17 protein-coding genes are annotated in these 21,669 nt (G+C 72.8%); 8 read left to right on the top strand and 9 right to left on the bottom strand.

Going from position 1 to position 21,669, the window contains the following annotated elements; all coding sequences use genetic code 11:
* The first annotated feature begins 20 nt into the window (after positions 1 to 20).
* On the top strand, positions 21 to 956 hold the full coding sequence (locus tag AB0J02_RS17475) for a hypothetical protein (RefSeq protein ID WP_363194531.1): 936 nt from the start codon (positions 21 to 23) through the stop codon (positions 954 to 956).
* A gap of 89 nt (positions 957 to 1,045) precedes the next feature.
* On the opposite strand, the gene AB0J02_RS17470 is transcribed toward AB0J02_RS17475, so the two are convergent.
* From AB0J02_RS17470 to AB0J02_RS17460, 3 genes are all read right to left on the bottom strand, one after another.
* The gene (locus AB0J02_RS17470) at positions 1,046 to 2,080 is read right to left on the bottom strand and encodes a lactonase family protein (protein WP_363194530.1); all 1,035 of its coding nucleotides are present in this window, start codon (positions 2,078 to 2,080) and stop codon (positions 1,046 to 1,048) included.
* A 57-nt stretch (positions 2,081 to 2,137) separates the two neighbouring features.
* Positions 2,138 to 3,415 carry a nitric oxide synthase oxygenase gene (locus tag AB0J02_RS17465; protein ID WP_363194529.1) on the bottom strand — a complete coding sequence of 426 codons (1,278 nt, stop codon included), beginning with the start codon at positions 3,413 to 3,415 and terminating at the stop codon, positions 2,138 to 2,140.
* A gap of 253 nt (positions 3,416 to 3,668) precedes the next feature.
* Positions 3,669 to 5,168, bottom strand: coding sequence for an FUSC family protein (locus AB0J02_RS17460; RefSeq protein ID WP_363194528.1), 1,500 nt, complete (start codon positions 5,166 to 5,168; stop codon positions 3,669 to 3,671).
* 285 nt (positions 5,169 to 5,453) lie between these two features.
* On the opposite strand from AB0J02_RS17460, the gene AB0J02_RS17455 reads away from it, so the two are divergent.
* On the top strand, positions 5,454 to 6,251 hold the full coding sequence (locus tag AB0J02_RS17455; RefSeq protein WP_363194527.1) for a YhjD/YihY/BrkB family envelope integrity protein: 798 nt from the start codon (positions 5,454 to 5,456) through the stop codon (positions 6,249 to 6,251).
* Here the strand turns inward: AB0J02_RS17455 and AB0J02_RS17450 are convergent.
* The gene (locus AB0J02_RS17450; RefSeq protein WP_363194526.1) at positions 6,243 to 7,646 is read right to left on the bottom strand and encodes a DUF2252 domain-containing protein; all 1,404 of its coding nucleotides are present in this window, start codon (positions 7,644 to 7,646) and stop codon (positions 6,243 to 6,245) included. The two genes, AB0J02_RS17455 and AB0J02_RS17450, sit on opposite strands and share 9 nt — an antisense overlap.
* Before the next feature lie 136 nt (positions 7,647 to 7,782).
* Here AB0J02_RS17450 and AB0J02_RS17445 point away from each other — a divergent pair, with 136 nt between their 5' ends.
* Complete coding sequence (locus AB0J02_RS17445; protein ID WP_363194525.1) at positions 7,783 to 9,075, top strand: diacylglycerol kinase family protein; 1,293 nt, start codon at positions 7,783 to 7,785, stop codon at positions 9,073 to 9,075.
* A 48-nt stretch (positions 9,076 to 9,123) separates the two neighbouring features.
* Here the strand turns inward: AB0J02_RS17445 and AB0J02_RS17440 are convergent, their stop codons facing one another.
* Positions 9,124 to 9,585, bottom strand: coding sequence for a hypothetical protein (locus AB0J02_RS17440; RefSeq protein WP_363194524.1), 462 nt, complete (start codon positions 9,583 to 9,585; stop codon positions 9,124 to 9,126).
* A gap of 176 nt (positions 9,586 to 9,761) precedes the next feature.
* On the opposite strand from AB0J02_RS17440, the gene AB0J02_RS17435 reads away from it, so the two are divergent.
* Entirely contained in the window at positions 9,762 to 10,025 is a 264-nt protein-coding gene (locus AB0J02_RS17435; RefSeq protein ID WP_363194523.1) for a hypothetical protein, read from the top strand.
* Between the two features lie 141 nt (positions 10,026 to 10,166).
* On the top strand, positions 10,167 to 10,640 hold the full coding sequence (locus AB0J02_RS17430) for a helix-turn-helix transcriptional regulator (RefSeq protein WP_363194522.1): 474 nt from the start codon (positions 10,167 to 10,169) through the stop codon (positions 10,638 to 10,640).
* Positions 10,641 to 10,692: 52 nt separating this feature from the next.
* On the opposite strand, the gene AB0J02_RS17425 is transcribed toward AB0J02_RS17430, so the two are convergent.
* The 3 genes from AB0J02_RS17425 to AB0J02_RS17415 form a co-directional block, all read right to left on the bottom strand.
* The gene (locus tag AB0J02_RS17425; protein WP_363194521.1) at positions 10,693 to 12,978 is read right to left on the bottom strand and encodes a LuxR C-terminal-related transcriptional regulator; all 2,286 of its coding nucleotides are present in this window, start codon (positions 12,976 to 12,978) and stop codon (positions 10,693 to 10,695) included.
* 164 nt (positions 12,979 to 13,142) lie between these two features.
* Positions 13,143 to 13,628, bottom strand: a complete 486-nt coding sequence (locus AB0J02_RS17420) for a DUF1269 domain-containing protein (RefSeq protein WP_363194520.1) — start codon at positions 13,626 to 13,628, stop codon at positions 13,143 to 13,145.
* Positions 13,628 to 14,182, bottom strand: coding sequence for a DUF1269 domain-containing protein (locus AB0J02_RS17415; RefSeq protein ID WP_363194519.1), 555 nt, complete (start codon positions 14,180 to 14,182; stop codon positions 13,628 to 13,630). The genes AB0J02_RS17420 and AB0J02_RS17415 overlap by 1 nt, the downstream gene beginning before the upstream one ends.
* A 134-nt stretch (positions 14,183 to 14,316) precedes the next feature.
* Here AB0J02_RS17415 and AB0J02_RS17410 point away from each other — a divergent pair, with 134 nt between their 5' ends.
* The 3 genes from AB0J02_RS17410 to AB0J02_RS17400 are packed head-to-tail and all read left to right on the top strand — an operon-like array spanning position 14,317 to position 19,966.
* Entirely contained in the window at positions 14,317 to 15,750 is a 1,434-nt protein-coding gene (locus AB0J02_RS17410; RefSeq protein WP_363194518.1) for a hypothetical protein, read from the top strand.
* A 20-nt stretch (positions 15,751 to 15,770) separates the two neighbouring features.
* The gene (locus AB0J02_RS17405) at positions 15,771 to 18,473 is read left to right on the top strand and encodes a glucosidase (protein ID WP_363194517.1); all 2,703 of its coding nucleotides are present in this window, start codon (positions 15,771 to 15,773) and stop codon (positions 18,471 to 18,473) included.
* The gene (locus AB0J02_RS17400; protein ID WP_363194516.1) at positions 18,470 to 19,966 is read left to right on the top strand and encodes an alpha-amylase; all 1,497 of its coding nucleotides are present in this window, start codon (positions 18,470 to 18,472) and stop codon (positions 19,964 to 19,966) included. Before AB0J02_RS17405 ends, AB0J02_RS17400 begins: the two co-directional genes overlap by 4 nt.
* Here AB0J02_RS17400 and sulP read toward each other — a convergent pair.
* Complete coding sequence (gene sulP / locus AB0J02_RS17395; RefSeq protein ID WP_363194515.1) at positions 19,963 to 21,657, bottom strand: sulfate permease; 1,695 nt, start codon at positions 21,655 to 21,657, stop codon at positions 19,963 to 19,965. The genes AB0J02_RS17400 and sulP overlap by 4 nt on opposite strands.
* Positions 21,658 to 21,669 lie beyond the last annotated feature (12 nt).

Here is a 21,669-nt window from a genome sequence, read left to right as displayed (position 1 = left end):
AGCCAGTAGCATGCGGCCGCATGAGCTCCCCCAACGGGCCCGCATCCGGCCTGCCTGTACGAATGCCGCGACCGCGCCAGCCCGGACGCCACCGCCGTCCGGAACCCGTGGCCGCCCCCGAGGGCGCACCGGCCCTCGTGCTGGCCGTGCCCGGCACGCCCAGTGCCGCGACGCGCATGCTCGCCGACGAGGTCGTGAGCATCGCCAGGTCCGAGCTTCCCGGCCTGGACGCGCGCGTCGGCTTCGTCGACGGGGAGACCACCGACTTCCCGGTGTCCGCCGAGTTCCCCTCCCTCGCGTCCGTGCTCGCGCACGCGGCCAAGGAGCGCACGGCGCGCTTCGAGCAGGCCGTCGCCGCCGGTGTCGAGGCCACGGCACCCGAGGGCCCGGTCGCGGTCGTCGTGCCGCTGCTCGCCGGCCCGGACAACGCGCAGCTGCGCCAGATCCGCCAGGGCATCGCCGACAGCCGGGTCGCCGCCGAGCTGACCGACGTCCTCGGCCCGCACCCGCTGCTGGCCGAAGCGCTGCACGTACGGCTCTCGGAGGCCGGTCTGGCCCGCGCCGACCGGGCCCGGCTGTTCACCGTGGCGACGGCCGCGGACGGCATCATCCTCGCCTCGGTGGGCGGCGAGGAGGCGGTGCAGGCCGCGGGGATCACCGGGATGCTGCTCGCCGCGCGGCTCGCCGTGCCGGTGATCGCGGCGGCGCTCGACGCGGAGGGCGCCATCGCGGCGACCGCGGAGCAGCTGCGCGGCTCCGGTTCCCAGCAGCTGGCGCTCGCGCCGTACCTCATCGGGCCCGAGCTGGACCCGAGCGTGCTGGAGGCCGCCGCCAAGGACGCGGGGTGTGCCGCCGCGGAGCCGCTCGGGGCGTATCCGGCGATGGGGAAGCTGGCGTTGGCCAAGTACACGGCGGCGCTGGGGATCACGCCTCAGCCGGTTGCCTCTGGCAGTTGAGCCGTATCGCAGCGGGCCCGGAACTTCGTGTTCCGGGCCCGCTGTCGTTTGTCCTGCCCTCAGGCGCCGGACGGGCGGAAAGAGCCCTGTCAGGCGAAGACGATGCAGGAGGCCGCCTGGACGCGGACCGCGCCTGCCCGTGTCGGGGTGCCGTCCCGGGGGTCGAGGCTGAACCAGGTCACGTCGCCCGAGCGTTCGTTCGCCGCGTAGAGATAGCGGGCCGACGGGTGCAGGGCCAGGTCGCGGGGCCAGTGGCCGCCGCAGGGGGTCGTCGAGCGGAGGGTGGGGTGCTCGCCCGTGGCGTCCAGGGTGAGGAGGGAGATGACGTCCTCGCCGCGGGTCGCCGTCCACAGGAAGCGGCCGTCCGGCGAGACGACGATCTCGGAGGGGTAGGCGTCGCCGCGCGGGGCCTCGACGAGGACCGGGACCTCCGTCAGCGGCTTGAGGATGCCGGTCGTGGCGTCCCACTGGCAGACCGTGAGGGTGGGCGTGAGCTCGTTGAGGACGTAGGCGTGGCCGCCTGACGGGTGGAAGGCCAGGTGGCGGGGGCCCGAGCCGGGGCGCAGGGCCGTCTCGTGGTGCAGGGTGAGCCGTCCGCCGGTGCGGGCGCAGACGCGGACCGAGTCCGTGCCGAGGTCGACGCTGACCGCCCAGTGGCCGCTCGGGTCCGCCAGGACCTGGTGGGCGTGCGGGGTCTGCTGTCGCTGCGGGTGCGGGCCCGATCCGGTGTGCACCAGCACCTCGCGGCCGGCCGGGTCCGGGGTGCCGTCGGCGCGCAGCGGGAGCGCGGTGACGCTGCCGGAGCCGTAGTTGGCGGTGAGCACGTGGCCGTTCCAGACGGACAGGTGCGTGGGGCCGTCGCCGTCGACCGGGGCGGGTTTGCCGGCCTGGGTCACCGGCGTGCTGTCCGTGCGGAACGCGGCGACCGCGCCGTCCGCCGTCTCGCTGACCGCGAGCAGCAGATCGCCCGCGACCGCCAGGTACGAGGGGTCGGGCAGCGCGTCCGTGGCGGCGAGGATTGTCAGCGAGCCGTCCGACGCGTCGACCGCGGCGGTGGCGATGCCGGGGCCGCCCGCCGCGGTGAACGATCCGATGTAGGCGCGCCCTGACTGACTGCCGGTCACTGCTTCCCCTTTCGGCGTGGCGGGCGCTGTGCCCGCGCGCCGACCGTAGCAGCGGGTCTAGACCAGGTCGTGCCGGGGAGCCGGGCGCCGCGCCGCGGTCCACTCCTCGCCGCGGGCCCGTGCCTGGGCCTCGGGGTGGTGGACGTAGGCCGGGGTGCTCTCGGTGGTGTCGTACGAGCGGTGGAAGACCGGGGTCGCGGAGCCGGAGATCGGCGGCACGATCCAGGACCAGTCGGCGCCGACCGTGCGGCCTCGGGACTCCTCGCGGGCGATGTGGGAGAGGAAGCGCTGCGACTCGGTGTGGTGGTCGGTGACGGTGACGCCCGCCCGGTCGAAGGAGTGCAGGACCGAGCGGTTGAGCTCGACCAGGGCGCGGTCCTTCCACAGGCTGCGGTCGGTGCTCGTGTCCAGGCCCATGCGGTGGGCGAGGTAGGGCAGGAGGTTGTAGCGGTCGGTGTCGGCGAGGTTGCGGGCGCCTATCTCGGTGCCCATGTACCAGCCGTTGAAGGGGGTCGCGCCGTAGCAGATGCCGCCGATCTCCAGGCACATGTTGGCGATCGCGGGTACGGCGTGCCAGCGCAGGCCGAGCTCGGACCACCAGGCCAGTTCCGGGTGGTGGAGCGGCACTTCGAGGACCGCGTCCGGCGGCAGGTCGAACCAGCGGGGCGGCTCGTGCGGGACCCGCTGCACGATCAGCGGCAGCACGTCGAAGGGGGTCCCGGCGCCGCCGCGCCAGCCCAGGCGGCGGGCGAACCCGGTCAGGCCCGCGCCGCGCGGATCGCCGACGATGTGGCCGTCGCGCTGGACGTGACCGGCGTAGCGGATGAGCTGTTCGTTCCAGATCCGCGGTCCTGGGCTGCCGGGTGTGTCCGGGGCGAAGACGGTGATCAGGGGGCGGATGCGGCCGCCGGGTGCGGCCTCGCGCAGATGGTCGGCGCAGGCCTCGGCGATCTCCTCGGCCCGGTCGAGATGGCGCAGGTCGCGGACGCGCAGGGAGCGCCAGTACAGGCGGCCTATGCAGCGGTTGGCGTTGCGCCAGGCGACGCGGGCGCCGAAGACGAGTTCCGGCGGGGTGTGCGTGTAGGTGCCCGTGGCGGCGAGTTCCGTATCGATCTCGGCGAGCCGGGGTGCCGGGTCGCCGAGCTCCTCCTCGGCGTGGTGGCGCCGGACGAAGTCGGCCGCCGCGTGCGCCACCTCGCCGACCTGCGCCCGGCCGTGCCGGGGGCGGGCGCCGTCGTGGGGCGCCGGCCCCCGCTCGTGGCGGGGCGTGTCGGGGGCGGCGGAGAGCCAGCCCTCCACGTCCCGTGGTCCGTTCCTGCGCAGGTCGCTTCGCATGACACATCCCAGCGGCTCGACAACGGCGCACGGCTCGCTCCCGCGCGGCTGTGTACCCGGGTGTCCGGGTGTCCAATGGCGCGGGGTTACCCTCCGGGCGGACTGATCCACCCTGTACGTGCCCCGGGAAAGTGCCTCACACGGGGCCTGGTTGTCCACGCCGATGCGAGACAACCACATGCGGGCCGCGGTGGGCGGCCGGTCACGGACGTGCGGGGAGCTTGGGGAACTGCGTGACAGCGCGCGTGCGTTCCTACGCGACCGGGCTCGCGCGCCGGGCTCCGCGCAGCGGTACGGCGAGTTCGACGAGGGCGTGTTCCAGGGCGTGCAGGTGGGCCAGGACGGGTTCGGCCTCCGCGGTCCCCGGCGCGGCGCCGGTGGAGCGGGTATAGGGGGCGGGGGTGGTGAGGGCTTCGACGGCGGCCTCCACGCGCCAGCAGGCGGCGGCGAGCCGGGCGTCGTGCGAGGCCTCCGGGTCGGCGGCGACGGAGGCGAGCCCGCGCACCTCGCGCGCGCAGTCGTCGAGCAGGGCGAGCACCTGCCGGGCCCGGCCCATGCGGGCTCGCAGCGGGCTGAACGGGTGCACGAGCGGCGCGAGCGAGAACCGTACGCGGGCCAGCAGCGACTCCAGTTCGGCGACGCGCGGCGCGGGATCGGCGGCGGTGTCCCCGGCGAGCCGGGCGGCGGCCTCGGCGGTGCACGCGTGGACGCAGCGCAGGGCGCGCTCGATCCAGGCGTCGGTGACGGAGTGCGTCGTCACCGGGAGGACGAGGAGCACGGCGAGCACGGCGCCCAGCGCGCCGACGGCGGTCTCCGCCACCCGCAGGGCCAGCAGCGCGGGGTCCAGGACGCCGAGAAGCCCGTAGAGCATGCTCGCCATGACGGTGACGGCGAGCACCATCCAGGTGTAGGAGACGGCGGCGGTGTAGAAGATCCCGAAGACGCTGACCGCGACGACCACGGCGGCCGCGACCGGCTCGTCGTGCAGCGGCACGGCGATCAGGAATCCCAGCACGATCCCGAGCACCGTGCCCAGGAACCGCCGGAAGCCCCTCACGAGGGTCTCGCCGCGCGAGGTGGTGTTCACGAAGACCCACCAGGTGGCGCCGACGGCCCAGTACCAGCGCTGATCGGAGAGCAGTTGCCCGACGGCGAGCGCGAAGCCGGCGCCCGCGGTCGCCTGGACGGCCTGTCGCGTCGTGATCCGCGCCAGTCCCCTGGCCACGGCCGGCGGGGGCACGACCGCGGGCGCCGCGATCCGGCGTTCGTAGCACCAGGCCCCGAACCGCACCGCGGACGCCACGGCGAGCGACATCAGCACGGCCGCGTAGAGCTCGGGCAGTCCGCCGGGAGTGACGTGCAGGAACTGCGCCGCGAAATACGTCATGAAGGCGAACACACCGAGCGAGTGCCCGCGCGGTCCCCACCGCCGCGCGTACACCCCCGCCCCGACGACGGCCAGGAACGCCAGGTCCCGGGCGAGGGGCAGCTCGTGCAGCGCGGCCGCGAGCGCCAGCACCGGGAGGCCGACGACGGGCAGCAGCGCCGTCGTCACCGCCTGCCCGCGCACCGTCGGGTCGGCGACCGTGAACAGGGCGAGCAGCGCGGCGAGGCCGCCCGTGATGGCGGCGGCCAGCGAGTGACCGGCCGTCCCGCACACCGTCACGGCCAGGCCGATGCCGAGCACCGCGCGGCTCGCGAACCGCAGCCGTGTCCTTCCCGGGTCCGGCGCCACGAAGGCCCTCTTCAGCAAGGTGCACCGCTCCTGTCCGTACATGAGTCCTGACACAAGTAAGGCGCCGCGGAGATCCCCGGGGGTCCGCAGCGCCATCGACGTACGTATCTGAACACCTGCACGGCTGATGGTTCAACAGGGGCCGAAAGCCCTGGGCCAATGGACCAGTTCATGGGGGGATACGGCAGCCAGTAGCGGGCCAACGGACCACTCGCGGTTCACCCCGGGCGGGCGACGCGCGCCGGGCCGCCGAAGCCGAGGGTGCCGGGCAGGAGCGAGCCCCTGCCACGAGAGGACCGCGTCATGCCGATCGGGGGTGCCGCCCGCCCGCTGGCGGGCCGCGTCGTCCAGCAACTCGTCCGCGTCACCATCCTGGACATGGCGACGCGCCTCGCGGCGCTGGCGTTCCTGGCCGTGCTGCCGATGCTCATCGCCTTCGCCTCGTTCTGCCCGCGCCCCGTCCGCGAGGACCTCCTGCACTCGGTACGCCTGCTGCTCGGGACCGGCGGTTCGATGATCTCGGGCATCGAGGAGCTGGCCGCGGGCGGCGACACCGCCGGGCACAGCTGGGGTGTGTCGGGTCTGCTGGTGGCCCTGCTGTCCGCCACCGCGTTCACCCGCGCCCTGCAGCGGCTGTGCGAGCGGTCCTGGGAGCTGCCGCGCTCCGGTGTCCGGTACGTGGCGTGGCGGTGGCCCGTGTGGCTGCTCGTGTGGGTCGTGATCCTGGTCGCGCAGGGCATGCTGCACCGCGCGTTCGGGGCGGGGCCCGCCGTCGGGTACCTGCTGCAGCTGACGGTCGCGGTGCTGATGTGGTGGTGGACCCAGCACCTCCTGCTCGCCGGGCGGGTGCCGTGGCTGCCGCTGCTGCCGGGGGCCGTGCTGACCGGCGCGGGAGTGGTCGCGTTCTGCGGCGCGTCGGGGCTGTGGCTGCCGCGCACGCTGCGGATGAGCACCGAGCGCTACGGGGCCCTCGGCTCGGTGTTCACCCTGTTGTCCTGGCTGATCCTGCTCTTCACCATCGTCGTGTCCGGCATCGCCGTCGGCCGCACCCTCGCCCAGGAGGAGGTCCTGCGGCGCCGGCTCGACGAGCTGTCACGCTGACGTCGCGGTCACCCGGCCCGTGCGCACCGCGGTGGTCAGCGCCTTGTGGTCGCGCTCGTTCTGGTCGGCGTACGCCTCCGCGAAGTACCCGATGGCCCGGTCGAAGGCATCGGACCGGCCCAGGTAGGCGGAGATGGCGATCCGGTCGCCGGATCGGGCGTGGGCGCGGGCCAGCGTCCTGCCGCACAGCCGGGCGAACAGGCCCATGACGTCCGGGGCCATCAGCTCGGGCTGAGGTATCGCCTTCCAGTCCCGCAACTGCCGTATGTAGAAGTCGCGTTCGCGTCCGTCGAGTCCCTGGACCCGCTCCCAGCCGAGGAACATGTCGCTGGTCGCCTGCATCAACCGCTGTCCCGCGACGACGCGTTCGCCCTGATTGGTGTGGCTGCTGCGGCCCGCGAACTCGGCGAGGGCCGAGGTCTGCGCCTCCTTCGCCTGCAGCATCAGGGGGTCGCGGTCGTCGCGGCCGAGCAGCAGGACGACCCAGCAGCGGGTCCCCACGCTGCCCACCCCGACCACCTTCCGGGCCATGTCGACGACCTCGTACTCGGCGAGGAGCGCCCGGCGGTCGGCGGGGAGCGTGCGGGCGTACCGCTCGATGAGGTCCCGCAGCTGCTGTTCGAGATCCTTGCGCTCCACGTCCGGCAGGAAGCTGTCGAGCGGCATGATCAGCGGCGGGTCCGCGGAGATCCGCAGCTCGCCGTCGACCACGTGCGCCAGTTTGTCGAGCGCCTGCATGTGGTCACGGGTACGGGCCTTGTCGAGCGTCCGGGACACGCGGCGCCGGGTGCGCTTGTCGAGCCGCGTCGACACCGCGTCGTACAGCTCCTGGGCGTCGATCCGCGAGTACCACACGTCGAGGGTCCGCATCCTGGCGAACCGGCGCATCGCTTTGCGGTACGCGCGGACAGCCGAGTGCACCACGAGGGCGCGTTCCGGCCGGCGGAAGCCGTTGCCGCGGCCCGCGATGGCGAGGCTGGCCGCGAGGCGTTTGACGTCCCACTCCCACGGCCCGGGGAGCGTCTCGTCGAAGTCGTTGATGTCGAACATCAGGTGCCGCTCCGGGGAGGCGAGCAGCCGGAAGTTCAACATGTGGGCGTCGCCGCACAGTTGGGTCCGCAGTCCGCAGGCCGGGGTACCGGCCAGGTCGGCCGCCATCAGCCCGGCCGCGCCCCGGTAGAACCGGAACGGCGACTCGGTCATGCGCCCGTAGCGGATCGGGACCAGGTCGGGCAGCCGGCTCGACGACTGCTGCTCGATCACGTCGACCGGGTCGGGGCGGTCCGGCGCCGGGGTGAACTCGGCGTGGTCGGACCGCGGGACACGGGAGCGGGCCTCCCTCCCCCGGTCCGCCCGTTCCCGCGCGGTGAGATGTCGGCTCGTGGTCTCGGTCATGGCGCGCTCCCTTCACGGAGTGAGCACTGTGGGCCGCGCCCGCCGCGCCCGCGTCACCCTGTCGGTGTGAGCTCGCCTGCCAGGGGTGAGGCCGGGCGCCCGGCGGCGCCGCAGACTGCCGCTCATGGAACCGACGATGCGTGGACAGCGATGGCTGGCTCGTGCGTCCCTGGTCGCCGCGGCGGCCGCGGTCGTGGTGCTGGGAGTGTTCGCGGGGTTGCGTACGTTCGCTCTGCTGGCGGTGGGGCTCTGCGGTCTGGTGGTCACGGCGGCCGCGCTCTGGTGGGTTCTGAGCAGGCGGGGGGTGCTGCGGTTCCTCGCGCTGGCCCTGGCGCTGGCCGCTCCGGTGTGGGTCCTGGTGGCGTACAGCCGCGCCGATCTGCTGTGGGTGGTTCTCGTGTCGGCCGCGCTGTGGCTCGTCGCGGCCGGCGCCGGGCGGGCCGCTCTCGCGCCGGGCCCGGCCGCGGCCGCGATGCCGGAGCGAGCGGCGCCGCGCTTCCGGCACCCCGTCCTGATCATGAATCCGCGGTCGGGCGGCGGCAAGGTCCGCCGCTTCGAACTGCGCGAACGGGCAGGCGAGTTGGGTGCCGAGGTGGTGCTCCTGGAGTGGCGGGAGGAGACCGATGTGGCGGCCCTGGCCCGCAAGTGCGCGGCCGAGGGGGCCGATCTGCTCGGGGTCGCGGGCGGGGACGGCACGCAGGCCCTGGTCGCCGAGGTCGCCGCCGCCCTCGATCTGCCCTTCCTGGTGATCCCGGCGGGCACCCGCAACCACTTCGCGCTCGATCTGGGCCTGGACCGCGACGACCCGGCCAGGGCGCTGGACGCGCTGCGCGACGGCGTGGAACTGCGGGTGGATCTGGGCCGGGCCGGCGGGCGGCCCTTCGTCAACAACGTCTCGTTCGGCGCGTACGCCGAGGTGGTGCAGAGCCCCGCCTACCGCGACGGCAAGACGCGCACCACCCTCAACCTGCTGCCCGATCTGTTGATGCAGCACGAGGGCGCGCGGCTGACCGCGCGGGCCGGGGAGCACGAATTCACGGATCCGCAGGCGCTGTTGGTGAGCAACAACCCCTACGGCGCGAACGACGTCGCCGGGCTCGGCCGCCGTACGCGCCTCGACGGCGGGGTCCTCGGCTGCGTCGGGATCCGGGTCACAAGTGCGGCCCGCGCGGCGGGCCTGCTGCGGGGTGTCCGGTCGGCCGGACTGACCAGGGTGACGGCGACCTCCGTGGTCGTCGACGCCGACCAGGAGCGGATCCCGGTGGGCGTCGACGGCGAGGCGTTGCGGCTGAGCGTCCCCGTGCGCTGCGAGGTGCGGCCCGGTGCGTTGCGGGTGATCGTGCCCCGGCGGCGCCCGGGCGCCTATCGCGAACGCGCGCGGCTCGACTGGCGCCACCTCGGACGGCTCGGCCTGACGTTCCGGCACTGAGGGCCTGCCGTCGGGCCGGCCCGAACCACCGAGGCGCCCCGTGGACGGCTACATCGGCGACCCGTAGATCTTGTGCGCCTCGCGGCGCCCGTACATGACCAGCGACCAGATCACCAGGATGTCCAGGCCGATGATGATGGCCGACCAGAACGGGAAGTACGGCGTGAAGAAGAAGTTCTCCAGCGCGCTGAGCCCCATGACGACGATCGCGACGGCACGGGCCCAGGTGCGGCCGCTGAAGAGGTTGAAGGCCGCCGCGAGGATCACGATGCCGGTGATCATCTGGACCCAGCCGCGGACATTGGCGTCGAAGTCGAACGGGTAGTCGTTCTGCGCTTGGTAGAAGTTGTCGCTGAGGATGCCGGAAAGGCCCGCGATCGCGTGGAACGCGCCGCTGATCGCCATCACGCACACGGCGAAGACGACTCCGCCCACGACGAGCGCGCTCACATGCGGCTGCGGTTCGGGCGCGCCGGAGCCCGTCCGGCCCGCCGAGGTCTGCTCACTCATGTCGAACCTCCTCCTCGGGGGACCCGAAGCGTCTCCCCCGGCGCGCCCTTCCGGTTCACCCGCAGCGGATGAGCGCGGGCGCCGTCCTCACCGTCACCCGCACAAGGTGATGTGGCCGCCCGGGCCGCCGCGAGAAGGTCGCGGGTGGACCGGGCTGTCGCACAGGAGGTGGCGCCATGGGCGGGGCACAGGCGGGCGCGAGTTCCGGACCGGCCGGGTCGGCGGCCGGCGCCGACTTCGAGATCCGGGTCCGGGGCAGGATCGGCGAGGCCTTCAGGTCGGGGTTCAGCGAACTGACGATCGTGCTGCACCCCGCGGAGACGGTGCTGCTGGGAGCGGGGCTCGATCAGGCGGCCCTGTACGGGATCCTCGACCGCATCCAGGCGATCGGCCTCGAACTCCTGGAGGTGCGCAGGCTGCCCGGCCCGCGCGACGCCTGAGGCCGGGCGCGTCCGGGACGAAGCACCATCCGGACACGGGCCGGAGTCCCCTCGAAACAGGGCCGACAAGCCCCTTTCGGTGTCCGCGCCTCCCCCACCACCGTGGAGGGGAAATGCCCTGCACATGGGGAGGTGAGGGGCATGCACACAGGGGTGCTGCGCGCGGAGTCCGACAGCTTCGCGCGGGAGCCCGGGCGGGTGTCCGTCCTGCACGGACGGCTGCGCTCGCTGAGCCGTGAGCCCATGGGGGCCGACGAGGCGGTGACGACCTGCCTGGTGTGGGTCGCCGACGTCCTGGTGGAGATCGCGGAGGACGTGGCGGATCCGCACAGCGCGGGGGCCCTGATGCACAGGGCCTCGGCCGTGCTGGCCTCGGTCCCCGGGCCGTTGCCGGACACACCGGTCGCGCCGCCACCGCCGGCCGAGCCGTTGACGGGCCGTCAGCTCGCGGTGCTGCGGGAGTTGCAGCACGAGGTGTCGCTGCGGCAGATCGCGGACGGGATGTACGTGTCGTACAACACGGTCAAGAGCCATACGCGCGCCGTCTACCGGAAACTGGGCGCGCGGTCACGGGCCGAGGCCGTGGGACGGGCCCGGGAACTGGGTCTCGTGTAGCGGATCGTCCCGCACAGGCACAGCCACGTCCGGAGACCGGTGAAGAGGGTGGTCAGAGGAGTTGCAGTTCGCGGGCCCGCCGGACCGCGGCCGAGCGCCGGGAGACGGCGAGTTTGCGGTAGACGCTCTTGAGGTGCGTCTTCACGGTGTTGACCGAGAGGTACAGCTCCTCGGCGATCTCTTCGGTGGTCATCATCTGCGCGAGCCGGTCCAGTACGTCCTGTTCCCGGGCGCTGAGCCGCTCGGCGGGGTTCTGCGGCACCTCGCCGCGCTCCGGTTCGGCGGCGGTGCCGTCGGTCCGGCCCGGCCGCACGGACGCGAGCAGCACGGTGCAGGCGGGCCCCACGACGCGCAGCACCGGACCGGGGAGCCGGGCCTCGGCCACGACGGCGCCGACCTGTTCGGTCACCGGGCCGCCGCGCTCCACCACGGTCGTCATCCGCGCCACCAGTGCGCCGATCTCGCCGAGGAACGCGTCGGGCAGGACGCTCAACGCGGCGTCGGCGCGGGCGAGTTCGTGCCGGGCCCGGCCGGGGGCGCCACGGGCCAGCTCGACCCAGGCGCGCACGAGGTGCAGGGTGGCGCGTGTGGGCTCGGTCGTGGTCCAGGCGGGCAGCGGCGGCTGGGCGGCCAGGGTGGTGAGTTCGTCGGCGGCCCGGAACCGGCCGCGCAGCGCCTCCAGGAGCGCGAGTTCGACGAGGCAGTCGCGGCGCAGCGTGCCGTTCCCGGCGGCGCCGGCCGCCTTGAGCCCGCCGGTGAGGGAGGTTTCGGCCGCCTTGAGACTGCCGGCCCGGAGTTCGCCGCTGCCGCGGATGGTCAGGGTGAGGGCGGAGATCTCCGGGCACCTCTGCAGAGCGGCGTGCGGCAGGAGCGGCCGGACGGACTCGGCGTCGGCCGCGGCGGCCCCGGCCGCGCGCGGGCTGCACGAACGCAGCCGCTCCATGCGGATCACGGCGTGGGCGAAGCGGCCGCGCGCGCCCCGGCCGTCGTCCCCTGGGGGCAGCGCGTCGAGCAGCAGGGCGGCCCGTTCCAGGTCCCGGGCGCAGGCCCGGTCGTCGTGGCGGGCCTGCGCGACGGCCGCCGCGAGCAGGGCGGACTCGGGCACGTCCGCCGAGAGGCCGTCGGGGAGCTGCCGGGTCAGTTCGACGGGCAGCCGGGCCGTGGCCAGGCCGAGCACCTGGCCGATCGCCAGGTGGTGCACGATCAGCCGGGCGGCCCGGTCCCAGTCGCCCGCGGCCAGCAGGTGGCGTACGGCGTCGGCGAGCAGCCCGTGGTCGCCGAGCCAGCCGGCCGCGCGCCGGTGCAGTGGTGCGACGAGTCCGGGCGTCTCGTGGCGCAGGCACATCCGCAGCACGTCGGCGAACATCTGGTGGCAGCGGTACCAGCCCTGGCCGACGGGTTGCAGGAACGAGTTCTCCCGGACGAGGGCCGCGAAGTGTTGGCCCGCGTCGTCGCCGGAGAGCTCCGCGGCCAGTTCGGCGTTGACCCGCTCCAGCACGCTCGTCGCGAGCAGCAGGCGGCGCATGCCGGCCGGCTGCAGATCGAGCACCTCCTCGACGAGGTAGCTGGCGATGGCCTCGTCGTCGCCCGCGAAGTGCGCCACGAACCGGTCGGGGTCGGTGTGTTTCTCCATGGACATCGCGGCGAGTCGCAGCCCCGCGGCCCAGCCGTCCGTGCGGCGCCGCAGCGCGCTCACGGTCTGCTTCGATACGTCGATGCCGTGCTGGGCGAGCAGCTCCGCGGTCTCCCGGTCGTCGAACGCCAGGTCGGCGGTGCGCAGTTCGGTGACGTCGCTGGTGAGCCGGCCGCGGTGCAGGTGCAGCGGCGGGTCGCGGCGTGCGAGCACCACCAGGCGCAGGAGGCCCGAGGTGTGGCGCAGCAGGCTGGTGACGCCTTCCGCGATCGGCGAGTTGGGGGCCGGCTGGAAGCCGTCCAGGACCAGCACCACCGGTTCGTCGCGGGCGTTCAGCTGGGTGGCGAGCGCCGCCACCAGAAGGGGCCCCTCCCCCGCGGTGGCGGACTCGGGCAGATCGACCCCGGCCAGGCGCAGCGCGCCGGTCACCCGGGGCCAGAACACGCCGGGCTGTTCGGCCGGGCCGTCGCAGGAGACCCAGGCGAGCGGTCCGGGCGGGCGGGCGGTGTGGGCCCACTCCAGGGCGAGCGTCGTCTTGCCGGCGCCGACGGGCCCGACGACCACGGTCAGCGGGCCCAGGACGCCCCGGGCCAGCCGGTCCGTGAGGCGGGGCCGGGGGACGAGCCAGGCAGGCAGCGCCGCGACGGTACAGGCGGCCGCGGTGTCCGGGCCGACGTCCCGCCGGGGCTGTGACCACGCGTCCATGGGTGGCACCTCGCTCTCGGGGCGCAGTGACGCGGCACAGGCCAGTGTGGGCCCCGGCGGGCGGGAGAGAGCGTGCGGCGTCCGCCATCTCATCCGGGTGAAGTTCCGGCGCACGACGGCGCATTGCGGGGCGCCCGGTGCCGGGACGCCCCGCTGCCTTCAGGTCACGGACGCTGCAGGGCGGCGATCAGCTCCTCCTCCCGGTCCTTGGTGAGGGAGGTGCGCAGCACGGTGGGGTGGAAGGGGCGCACGGCCTCGCGGACGCGGTCCGGGGTGGAGCGCCGTACGAGGGCGAAGACGGCGGCGTGGCCCGGTTCGAGGGTGGCCGCGATCTCCTTCACGAAGTTGTCGTGGATACCGATGTCCGACAGCTTCCCGGCCAGGGCGCCGGTGGCGGCCCCCACCGCCGCACCGAAGACCGGCATCAGGAAGAGCAGCCCGAACAGCGAGCCCCACAGGGCGCCGCCGGCCGCGCCTGCCGCCGTGGTGTTGTAGGACTGCCGCACATGGATCTTGCCGTCCATGGCGCGCCAGGTGAGAGCGGCGTCCTCCAGGTCGAGCAGTTCCTGCCGGGACAGGTCCTTGGCGAGGCGCATGACCGCCTCCGCCTTGTCCTTGTCCTCGAATCCGAGCACGACGAGATCGGCCATCAGGACCTCCTGCGGTGGTTGCGGGTCTTCGGGTCCGGCCGTTTCTCGGGCGCGACCGGTTCGCCCAGGCGCTCTGCCGCGGCGAGGAGTTCGGCGGCGACGGGTTCGAGCGCCTCCAGGGTCAGGAACCCCTCCGCGACGGGTACGCCGCCGACGTCCCGGATGGCCGCGCGCAGGTACTTCGCCCACACGTGCTCCAGCAGGACGAAGGCGGCCGCGCTCCCCGGGTCCATGGAGTCGGCCATGTCGCGGATCTCGACCAGGGACAGGCCGAAGGCATTTCCCTCGGCCAGGCTCGGATACTTCTCCTCGGCCGCCCGGAGGCGGTCACCGGAGACGCCGAGCAGGGCGCCGACCGTCTCGCCCATCCCTTCCGCCTGGAAGTCGAGGGTGAACAGCTCCCCGCTGAACTCCTTGCGGACGAAGAGCATGTCGAGGACGCGGATCTGCCCGTTGGCCTCGAGGATCCCGAGCTCCTCGACGATCCGTCCCTCCAGCTTGGCGTCGGGGCCGAACTCGACCACGAGGAGTTGTACCGGTCCGATCCCTGCCATGGTTCCTCCTTCGACGGGCCTTCTCCCTCACGGGCCCCAGAGAAGCGGTGACACCGGCGGTAGCGCGTCACCCGCCGGAGGTGAGCAAGGCGCCGGGCGGCGCGGGGACGCTGGCCGTCGGAGGTACGACGCCCATGAGCGAGGAACCGATACCGAAACGGGACGACGCCGCACCGGCCACCGGCCAGGCCGCCGAGTCCGAACTGGTCCGCCTGCGCGCCGAGGTCGAGGAGCTGCGCGACCGGGCCGGCACCGAGCGGCGCCGCCGGGTCCGGCTGCTGGCGCTGCGGCGCGCCGTCGCGGCGGTGCTGATCGCGCTCGTCGCCGCCGTCTCGGTCGCGTCGGTCGTGGGGGTGTGGGGTTCGCGGACCACACTCAACACCGACCGCTGGGTCGCCACGGTGGGTCCGCTGCCCGAGGACCCCGACGTGAACGCCGCCGTGTCCACGTATCTGACGACCCAGATCTTCGACCAACTGAACGTCGGGCAGCGGCTGTCCGAGGCCCTGCCGCCGAAAGCGACCTTCCTGGCGGCGCCGGTCACCGGGGCCGTCCACGACTATCTGCAGAAGTCGATCTCGAAGCTCCTCGCGACGGATCAGTTCGAGGATCTGTGGCGTGCGACGAACCGGTTCGCGCACAAGCGGATCGTCGCGGTGCTCGACAGGAGCAACGCGAACGTGCGGGTGCGCGGCGACACGGTCACCCTGAACCTGCTGCCGATGGTCAACAACCTGCTCAACTCCGTCGAGCAGCAACTGCCCACGCTGTTCGGCAAGAAGCTCGATCTGCCGACGCTCAAGTCCGGCGAGGTGCCGCCCGATCTGCGGCAGCGGATCGAGAAGGCGCTCGGGGTGACGCTGCCGGCGGACTTCGCGCAGATCCGGCTGTACAACCGGCACGACCTGGGTCAACTCCAGGAAGCCATGGTGGTGTTCAAGCGCGCCGTAGTAGGCCTGGTGATCGCCGTTCCGGTGCTGCTCGGTCTCGCGCTGTGGGCGTCGCCGAACCGCCGGCGTACCCTGCTGCAGCTCGGACTGTGGCTGGTCGTGACGGTCACCGTGCTGTCGGGCGTGCTGCGGGCGGTGCGCGGCCAGTTGCTCGGACAGGTGCCGTCCGGCGTCTACCGCGACGGCCTGTCGGCCGCGCTGTACACGGTCTTCACGACCCTGCGCGACCGGGGCGGCCAGTTGCTGTGGCTCGGCGTCGCCATCGCGGTGGTGGCGTATCTGGCCGGGCCAGGACGACTGCCGGTGTGGCTGCGTCAGCGCACGGCGCAGGGAGCGCGGGCCGCGGGCAGCTTCCTGTCACGGGCCGGCGACCGGGCCGCGGGCCACACGTCGGTACGGCCGTGGATCGCGCGGCACGCCGATGTCCTGCGGGTGGCCGGGGTCGTCGTCGCGGCGCTGGTCGCCCTGGCGCTGTCGTCGTGGACCGGCCTGCTGGTGGTGGCTGTGGTGCTGGCCGCGTACGAGCTCGCGGTCACGCTGCTCGCACGGCCCGAAGGCTCACCCCCGGCAGGTGAGGACGTTCCGGGGACACCGGCCGAGACTGGCGCACCCAGCTGACCGAGGGCAGGAGAGAGCGCATGAAGACGCAGACGCACGCCGGCCGGGTCGGCCCGGTCGGCGACGGCAGCGGGCGATCGCGCCTGTGGGGCCCGTACCTGAGCGAACGGCAATGGGGCACGGTCCGCGAGGACTACAGCGCCGGGGGCGACGCGTGGTCCTACTTCCCGCACGACCACGCCCGTTCGCGTGCCTACCGCTGGGGCGAGGACGGTCTCGCCGGTCTCTGCGACGACCAGCAGCGCCTGTGTCTGGCCGTCGCCCTGTGGAACGGGGCCGACCCGATCCTCAAGGAACGCGCCTTCGGCCTGACCAACGGTGAGGGCAACCACGGCGAGGACGTCAAGGAGTACTACTTCTACCTCGACAGCACCCCGAGCCACTCCTACCTGCGGTACCTGTACAAGTACCCCCAGGCGCCGTACCCGTACAACGATCTGGTGGAGGTCAACCGGAACCGCACGCGGCAGGAGTTCGAGTACGAGCTGCTCGACACCGGGGTGTTCGACGACAACCGGTACTTCGACGTGACGGTGGAGTACGCCAAGGCCGCGCACGACGAGATCCTGATGCGGATCACCGTGGAGAACCACGGCCCGGAAGAGGCGACGCTGCACGTGCTGCCGACGCTGTGGTTCCGCAACACCTGGTCCTGGGGCGACCATCCGGACCGGGACGCCCGGCCGCGGCTTCGGGCCGTCGAAGGCCCGCGCTCGACCGTCACCGTCCGGGCCGACCATCCGGAGCTCGGCAGCTACGACCTGCGCTGCGCGGGCGGGGTACCGCTGCTGTTCACCGAGAACGAGACCCATCACGAGCGGCTGTTCGGCACGCCCAGCGCGTCCCCCTACGTCAAGGACGGCATCGGCCGTTGCGTCGTCGACGGCGAGGAGGCCGCGGTCAATCCGGCGCAGGAAGGCACCAAGGCGGCCGCGCACCACACGCTCACCGTGCCCGCCGGCGGGGCGGAGACGCTGCGGCTGCGCCTGGGACCCGCCGGTGCCCAGCTGCCCCTGTCCCGCGGATTCGACTCCGTGTTCAAGGACCGGATCGCCGAAGCGGACAACTTCTACCGTGAGTTGACGCCCAAGGGGTCGAGCGAGGACGAGGCGCGGGTGTTCCGGCAGGCACTCGCCGGAATGCTGTGGTCCAAGCAGTACTACGCGTTCGACCTGGAGACGTGGCTGGCTGAGCACGATGTGACGCCGTGGAGCCCGCCGCGCGACGGGGTGCGCAACCACGAGTGGTTCCACATGGTCAGCGGCGACATCGTGTCGATGCCCGACAAGTGGGAGTACCCCTGGTTCGCCGCCTGGGACCTGGCGTTCCACGCCGTGGCCCTCTCCGTCGTCGACGTCGACTTCGCCAAGGCACAGCTCGAACTCCTGCTGCGCGACCGCTTCCTGCACCCCAACGGCCAGATCCCCGCCTACGAGTGGAACTTCGGCGACGTGAATCCGCCGGTGCACGCCTGGGCCGCGTACTTCGTGTACACGGTGGAGCGGGCCACGACCGGCCGGGCCGACCACGCCTTCCTGGAGCGCACCTTCCAGAAGCTGCTCACGAACTTCACGTGGTGGGTCAACCGCAAGGATCCCGACGGCCGCAACGTCTTCGAGGGCGGCTTCCTCGGCCTCGACAACATCGGCGTCTTCGACCGCAGTGCTCCCCTGCCCACCGGCGGCTCCCTGGAGCAGGCGGACGGCACCGCCTGGATGGCCCTGTACTGCCAGTCGATGCTGCAGATCGCGCTGGAACTCGTCGAGCGGAATCCCGCGTACGAGGACCTGGTCGTGAAGTTCGTCGAGCACTATCTGTGGATCGCTGCCTCGATGGACCGGATCGGGAACCTCGGGGACGAACTCTGGGACGAGGAGGACGGGTTCTTCTACGACGTGCTGCGGCTGCCCGACGGGCGGGCGGACCGGCTGAAGGTCCGTTCCATGGTGGGGCTGCTGCCGCTGTGCGCGTCGACCGTGTTCCAGCCGGAGCAGCTGGCCCGGCTGTCCGGTCTGGGCGAGCGGTTGCAGCGGTTCGCCGAGCGCCACCCCTCCCTGTCCGTGACGCTGTCCTCGGTGACGGCCGGCACGTCGGGCGGGCCGCGGCTGCTGTCCGTCATGGACGAGAAGAAGCTGGTGCGCGTGCTCGCCCGCCTCCTGTCGGAGGAGGAGTTCCTGAGCCCGTACGGGGTCAGGGCCCTGTCCCGCCGGCATGCCGAGCACCCGTACACGTTCTGGGTGCACGGTGAGGAGTACAAGGTCTCCTATCTGCCCGCCGAGTCGGACACCGGCATGTTCGGCGGCAACTCCAACTGGCGCGGACCGGTGTGGCTGCCGATGAACACCCTCGTCGTACGGGCGCTGCTCAATCTGTACGGCTTCTACGGCGACGACCTCACTGTCGAGTGCCCGACCGGCTCGGGGGTGCAGAAGAACCTGTACGAGGTCGCCGAGGACATCAGCTCCCGGCTCACCCGCATCTTCCTGCGCGGCGAGGACGGCGGGCGGCCCGTGTACGGAGGGCAGGCCCCGTTCCGCGACGATCCGCACTGGCGCGACCTCGTCTCCTTCTACGAGTACTTCCACGGCGACAACGGCGCCGGCATCGGCGCCTCCCACCAGACCGGGTGGACGGGGCTCGTCGCCGCCCTGATGAAGATCTTCGGCACGCTCGGACCGGAGGACTTCCGCCCCGGGCACACGAGGAGGAGGAAGAGCCGATGACCGAGTTGCCCGCACAGCCCGTCGTCCACGAGGTCAACACCCGTGTCTGGCTGCGGGAGACCGAGCAGCGCACCGGCCGGACGACCGGACTCGGGGACGTGCCGAAGGATGTCTGGGACGAGATCACCCCGGCCGGGATCGACGCCGTCTGGCTCATGGGCGTCTGGGAGCGCAGCCCGCGGGGGCGGTCCATCGCCCTGGACAACCCGGCCCTGCGCACGGCCTTCGCCGAGGCCGTCGAGGACGTCGGCGAGGAGGACATCGCCGGGTCGCCGTACTGCATCCGCCGTTACGAGGTGGACGCGGCGCTCGGCGGCGCCGCGGGCCTGGCCGCCGCACGGGCCGAACTCGACCGGCGGGGTGTCGGGCTGCTGCTCGACTACGTGCCCAACCACGTGGCCCCGGACAGCCCCTGGGTGGGCGAGCACCCCGAGTACTTCGTGCAGGGCGCCCCCGAGGACGTGCTGCGCGATCCCGCGGCGTTCCTCGACACGGGGCGGGCCGTCCTCGCGCGGGGCCGCGACCCGTTCTTCGCGCCCTGGCCGGACGTGGTGCAGCTGAACGCCTTCAGCCCCGCGCTGCGGCAGGCGACGGGCGAGGTGCTCGGCCACATCGGCGTGATCTGCGACGGCGTCCGCTGCGACATGGCGATGCTGCTCATGAACGCCGTGTTCGCGCGTACCTGGGGCGAACGGGTGGGGAGCCCGCCCCAGCAGGACTTCTGGCCCGAGGTGCTGGCCGCCGTCCGGCGCCGCCACCCCGGGATGATCTTCGCGGCGGAGGCGTACTGGGACCTCGAATGGGCCCTGCAGGAGCAGGGGTTCGACTTCTGCTACGACAAGCGCCTCTACGACCGGCTGCTGCACGAGAGCCCCGACTCCGTCCGGAGTCACCTGCGGGCCGGCGAGGAGTACCAGCGGCGTCTCGTCCGGTTCCTGGAGAACCACGACGAGCCCCGGGCGGCGCGCATGCTCGCCCCGGACAAGGAGCGGGCCGCGGCCGTGCTGATCGCGACGCTGCCCGGCGCCACGCTGTGGCACGAGGGGCAGTTCACCGGGCGCCGGGTCCATCTGCCGGTCTTCCTCGACCGGCGTCCCGACGAGCCCGCGGACGCGGCGCTGCGCGCGTTCTACGAACGGCTGCTTTCGGGTGTGCACCGCAGCGGCATGCGCACCGGCCGCTGGCAGCTGCTCGACTGCGTCGGCTGGCCCGACAACGACTCGGGCCGGGACCTGATCGCCTCCTGCTGGACGGGGCCCGCGGGCCGGTTCCTCACCGTGGTGAACCTCTCCGGCCATCCGGCCCAGGCCAGGATTCCGCTCCCGTGGGGTGAACTGGGCGCGGAATCATGGGAGTTGACCGAGATCCTCGACAACGACCGCTACGGCCGCTCCGGTGCGGAGCTCCTGGAGAGCGGTCTGTACGTCGACCTGCCGCCGTGGGGTACGCATCTGCTGTCCGTCGTGGGCAACGCGTCTGCGGCTGCCGCCTAATTCCCGCTCCACTGAGCGCCGTTGCGTGACTGGAAGGCCGCGACGGCGCTCTCCACTGTCGGGAAGAACCGCTCCGGGGCGAAGGTGCGGTTCAGGCCGTAGCGCTCGATCTTGCGCCGCACCGGGTCCTTGAGTTCGGCGAAGACGAGGCGGACGCCCCGGCCCTGCAGGGTCTCGTCCAGTTCCTCCAGGATGTCGGCCGCGGTGGTGTCGACGTCCGTCACCGGTTCGGCCGCGAGCAGCACCCACTGTGACGGCGGGGTGGTGCGTGTGGTCCGCAGGACCTCGTCGCGGAACGTCTTGGCGTTGGCGAAGAAGAGGGGCGCGTCGAAGCGCAGGATCACCAGGCCGGGCAGCCGCGCGGCGGCCGGGTGCGAGCGCACGTCGTGATAGCCCTCGATGCCGGGTACGCGGCCGAGCACCGTGCTGTACGGCCACCAGGCGCGCCGGAAGACGTTCAGGATGGACAGCCCGACCGCGACCGCGATGCCGGGCAGCACACCGAGCAGCGCCACGCCGAGGAACGCGGCGATGCAGAGCCAGAACTCGGCCTTGCGCTGCCGCCACAGCCTGGCCGTGCCGCGCCCGTCGGCCAGCGACAGCGACGCGGTGATGACCACGGCGGCCAGAGCGGGCTGCGGCAGGTTACGGAAGAGGCCGGGCAGCAGGACGAGCATGAGGAGGATCAGCGCCGCGCCGACCAGTCCGGTCAACTGGGTTCTGGCACCGGCCCGTTCGGCCACCGCGGTGCGCGATCCGCTGGTGCTCACCGGGAATCCCTGGAAGAGGCCGGCGGCCAGGTTCGCGGTGCCGATCGCGATCATCTCTTCGTTGCCGCGGACCTCCTGGCCGGTGCGTTCCGCGAAGGCCGACGCGTTGGAGATGGTGTCGGCGAGCGAGACCAGGGCGATGCCGAGGGCCCCGACACTCAGCGGGCCGAGATCGCGCCAGCCGATGTCGGGGACCGTGAAGGGGGGCAGCCCTTTGGGCAGTTGGCCGACCAGTCGTACGCCGTACCCGCCGAGGTCGAGGGCGACGGTCGCGCCGATGGCCAGGACCACCATGACGAGTACGGCCGGCACCTTCGGCAGCAGCCGTTGCAGGAGCAGGACCAGCGCGATGCAGCAGCACCCCACGGCGACGGCGGCCGGAACTGTCTTCCCGTCGGCCAACCCCCTTGTGAAGGCGTCCAGTTCACGGATCAGCCCGTTGGCGTCGGTGGAGAAGCCGAAGAGCTTCGGCAGCTGGCTGACCAGGATGGTCAGGGCCAGGCCGTTCATGTAACCGATCATGGTCGGCTTGGAGATCAGATCGGCGACGAAGCCAAGCCGCGCCACCCCCGCCAGGAGCGTGATCGCCCCGACCATCAGGGCCAGCGCCGACGCCAGGGCGACGGCGCGGGCGCTGTCCCCGCCGGCGGCGAGCAGCGGCAGGATCGTCGCGGCGATCATCGGGCCGAGCGAGGAGTCGGGGCCGAGCACCAGGATGCGGGAGGGGCCCGCGACGGCGTAGCCGAGCAGGCAGAGCACGGAGGTGTAGAGCCCGGTGATCGCCGGCAGCCCGGCGAGTTCGGCGTAGGCCATGCCCTGGGGCACCAGGAGCGTGGTCAGGACGACGCCCGCGACGACGTCCTTGACCAGCCACTCCCGGCGATAGGACCGCAGGGTCGTCAGACCGGGCGGTTGTTTCATGGGCCGCCTCGG

This window comes from Streptomyces sp. NPDC050264 (assembly GCF_040655895.1).
Taxonomy (GTDB): Bacteria; Actinomycetota; Actinomycetes; order Streptomycetales; family Streptomycetaceae; genus Streptomyces.
Note: the sequence above shows the minus strand (reverse complement) of the source record. Positions and strands in the feature narration are given on the sequence as shown.

Excerpts from the sequence above, each read along its gene's own strand:
- AB0J02_RS17445 (WP_363194525.1), top strand. The coding sequence starts at position 7,783 with ATGCGTGGACAGCGATGGCTGGCTCGTGCGTCCCTGGTCGCCGCGGCG.
- AB0J02_RS17405 (WP_363194517.1), top strand. The coding sequence starts at position 15,771 with ATGAAGACGCAGACGCACGCCGGCCGGGTCGGCCCGGTCGGCGACGGC.
- AB0J02_RS17455 (WP_363194527.1), top strand. The coding sequence starts at position 5,454 with ATGCCGATCGGGGGTGCCGCCCGCCCGCTGGCGGGCCGCGTCGTCCAG.
- AB0J02_RS17400 (WP_363194516.1), top strand. The coding sequence starts at position 18,470 with ATGACCGAGTTGCCCGCACAGCCCGTCGTCCACGAGGTCAACACCCGT.
- sulP (WP_363194515.1), bottom strand. The coding sequence starts at position 21,657 with ATGAAACAACCGCCCGGTCTGACGACCCTGCGGTCCTATCGCCGGGAG.
- AB0J02_RS17435 (WP_363194523.1), top strand. The coding sequence starts at position 9,762 with ATGGGCGGGGCACAGGCGGGCGCGAGTTCCGGACCGGCCGGGTCGGCG.
- AB0J02_RS17430 (WP_363194522.1), top strand. The coding sequence starts at position 10,167 with ATGCACACAGGGGTGCTGCGCGCGGAGTCCGACAGCTTCGCGCGGGAG.
- AB0J02_RS17440 (WP_363194524.1), bottom strand. The coding sequence starts at position 9,585 with ATGAGTGAGCAGACCTCGGCGGGCCGGACGGGCTCCGGCGCGCCCGAA.
- AB0J02_RS17420 (WP_363194520.1), bottom strand. The coding sequence starts at position 13,628 with ATGGCCGATCTCGTCGTGCTCGGATTCGAGGACAAGGACAAGGCGGAG.
- AB0J02_RS17415 (WP_363194519.1), bottom strand. The coding sequence starts at position 14,182 with ATGGCAGGGATCGGACCGGTACAACTCCTCGTGGTCGAGTTCGGCCCC.
- AB0J02_RS17410 (WP_363194518.1), top strand. The coding sequence starts at position 14,317 with ATGAGCGAGGAACCGATACCGAAACGGGACGACGCCGCACCGGCCACC.
- AB0J02_RS17425 (WP_363194521.1), bottom strand. The coding sequence starts at position 12,978 with ATGGACGCGTGGTCACAGCCCCGGCGGGACGTCGGCCCGGACACCGCG.
- AB0J02_RS17475 (WP_363194531.1), top strand. The coding sequence starts at position 21 with ATGAGCTCCCCCAACGGGCCCGCATCCGGCCTGCCTGTACGAATGCCG.
- AB0J02_RS17450 (WP_363194526.1), bottom strand. The coding sequence starts at position 7,646 with ATGACCGAGACCACGAGCCGACATCTCACCGCGCGGGAACGGGCGGAC.
- AB0J02_RS17465 (WP_363194529.1), bottom strand. The coding sequence starts at position 3,415 with ATGCGAAGCGACCTGCGCAGGAACGGACCACGGGACGTGGAGGGCTGG.